The organism is Arthrobacter sp. Soil_N43, assembly GCF_057655195.1.
In genome coordinates this window covers 1-2,384 of sequence record NZ_JBDGML010000002.1, presented here as the reverse complement: position 1 = coordinate 2,384, position 2,384 = coordinate 1, and the positions used below count along the sequence as shown (strand labels likewise).

Genomic DNA, 2,384 nt, shown 5'->3' with positions numbered 1-2,384 from the left:
GATAACTTCTGCGGGACCAGCTCATTTCAGGTCACAATGCGGGTATGCAAATGCGCAATGATCTACCGGCTGCTCTCCTCATGGCTCCATTCACATTGGAATCGGCGAGGGCATCCGGTGTTTCGGCAAGCCGTCTGCGCCGGGCCGACGTCGTCCACGTCGGCCGCGGACTCTACCGCCCGGCGGGCTGGGACTTTGACCTTGAAGCGGCGGCGAGGGCACTGTCTGCAGTGTCTCCGGGCGCCTGGATCTCTCACGTCACGGCGGCGCGTATCCGCTGCCAGATCTTGCCTGCCTGGCTGTCTGACTCGACGGAGCTTCACTTGAGCAAGCCGCGATCCCTGCCCGAAGTACGGCGAAAGGGAGTGTACGGCCATACGGTTCTGGCCCGGGAGGAGGAGATTGAATCCGTGGAGGGCATCCGCATCAGCACCCGAGCCCGGACCTGGCTGGATATGGCCAGACGCCTGTCACTCACCGAACTGGTCTGCATGGGCGACGAACTCATCCGGATTCCGCGGCTGCAGTTCGAGGACCGGACGGAGCCGTTCACAACGCTGGCGGGTTTGCGCTCTCTTGTGGACCGTCATCCGAACCTGCAGGGCGTTGTGCGCGCCAGGCAAGCACTGGACCTGATGCGTGTAGGAGCCGATTCAGCCCCGGAGACACTACTGCGACTAGCCATGGAGGATGCCGGCCTCCCGGAACCGGAGCTGCAGGTGGCCTTGAGGATTCATGACGCTATGTCCCCCACGGCGGATCTCGGCTACAGGCAGCGCCGCCTCGCGATTCAGTACGACGGCGGCCATCACCTTCTCGACGCCCAGACCTTCAGCGACAGGCGGCGTGACAAAGCCTTTGAGTCCGCCGGGTGGACTGTCCTGACGTTTCATAGGGATGATCTCGCTGACGGTTTCCAGCTGGCTATGGGAAAGATTAAACGAGCACTGCGCGCGGCCCGTCTGGACCATCCCCAGGCTGCAGGCTTTGCCGACGCGATCTGAGGGAGCGTCCCCGGCTTGCCGACACGATCTGAGGGAGCGTCCCCCGTCAGCCGGCCAAAACTGAGGGAGCGTCGCCGTTGGGCTGATCCAACTTCGAGTCGGCCGCCGAACCGGCCGTGGTCCGTCGCCTCCTCACCGGAGGACCAGACCGCCCGCCGAGCTTCAGCGAGGCGAAGATGACGGCGACGCCAAGGACAACGACGGCGGCAACGTAAACGGCGGTGGGGGCGTCGTCGGCCAGGAGCCGGGGAATGGCCCGGCCGGGCACTGCGACGGCAAAGACGAACGCCACGGCAATGCCGACGTAGCTTCCCACCATGTTCCCGAGGTGGGCAGGAATATTGCCGCGGATGGCACTCACCAGTCCCAGGGTGACCGTCATCAGAGTGAAGGCGGACAGCCCGTGCAGCCAGGTGAAATGTCCTTCCGTGACGATCCAGAAGCTGCTGGCGCAGACGTAGTACATCGCGGCGACCCACAGGTATCCCATGGTGCGGTGGATTCGGTCGCGGCGCCGCCGGAGTATTTGCAGCGGCCCGATCGCGAGCACAAAAAGCGCGGCAACCACGTGACTGGCAAGCAGTGCGTTCCAAGTCTCCATAGGCCTAGGATAGAAGCACTATCCAACAGTTGTACATCAAGATAGCGGGCGTTGGTTTCGCTATCCAACCAGCAGAGCGGGAGGCCGGGTGCAGCTCAAAGAACTAAGCGAGGGGACGGGCATTTCCGCGGCGAGCATCAAGTTCTACCTCCGCGAGGGACTGCTGCCCGCCGGAGAATCGGTTCACGCCACACGCGCCAGGTACTCAGCTCGGCACGTCAGCCGACTGAGGGTGATCCACGCCTTGCGGGCCGTGGTGGGACTCAGCATTGAACAGATCCGGCCGCTGATGAAACTGGCCGACGACGGCGCACCCCGCCTTGAGATTCTCGCTGCGGTGCAGCGGACTGTACTGGGCCTGACCGCGGTGAACAAAAAGACCGGTGACGTCCGCACTCGGGCGGGCGACGCCGTCGTACGCCTACGGAACTGGCCGGACGCGCCCAGTGACGCCAGAACGGCACTGGACGCGCATGTCGCGCTGATGGAAAGCCTCGGCGTGCCGGTGACAACCGAACTGCTGGATGCTTACAGCAAGGCTCTCGACGCCATTGCCGACCGGGACATTAATGCGACCGCCGCGCCGGAGGACACGAACGAGCTGATCCTGACGGCCGCCGTCGGCATGCACCTGCACAGTCAACTGGTGCTCAAGCTTCTTGCCTTGGCACAGGCCAGCCACGCCATCGGACGCTACACGGAAGACGCCGAAAGCAGGACGCTCCCCCACCAAAAGAAGTGAGGGAGCGTCGGGCCCAAACCTGCGAAAGGTGAGGGAG

The 2,384-nt window shown here is 63.9% G+C and carries 3 protein-coding genes; 2 read left to right on the top strand and 1 reads right to left on the bottom strand.

The annotated features are described in order from the left end of the window. The first annotated feature begins 323 nt into the window (after nt 1–323). Nucleotides 324–1,004, top strand: a complete 681-nt coding sequence (locus AC3A3W_RS00030) for a DUF559 domain-containing protein (RefSeq protein WP_487439851.1) — start codon at nt 324–326, stop codon at nt 1,002–1,004. Nucleotides 1,005–1,050: 46 nt separating this feature from the next. On the opposite strand, the gene AC3A3W_RS00025 is transcribed toward AC3A3W_RS00030, so the two are convergent. After that, nucleotides 1,051–1,605, bottom strand: a complete 555-nt coding sequence (locus AC3A3W_RS00025) for a DUF2306 domain-containing protein (RefSeq protein WP_487439850.1) — start codon at nt 1,603–1,605, stop codon at nt 1,051–1,053. 88 nt (nt 1,606–1,693) lie between these two features. On the opposite strand from AC3A3W_RS00025, the gene AC3A3W_RS00020 reads away from it, so the two are divergent. Then, nucleotides 1,694–2,347 carry a MerR family transcriptional regulator gene (locus AC3A3W_RS00020; RefSeq protein WP_487439849.1) on the top strand — a complete coding sequence of 218 codons (654 nt, stop codon included), beginning with the start codon at nt 1,694–1,696 and terminating at the stop codon, nt 2,345–2,347. Nucleotides 2,348–2,384 lie beyond the last annotated feature (37 nt).

Excerpts from the sequence above, each read along its gene's own strand:
- AC3A3W_RS00025 (WP_487439850.1), bottom strand. The coding sequence starts at position 1,605 with ATGGAGACTTGGAACGCACTGCTTGCCAGTCACGTGGTTGCCGCGCTT.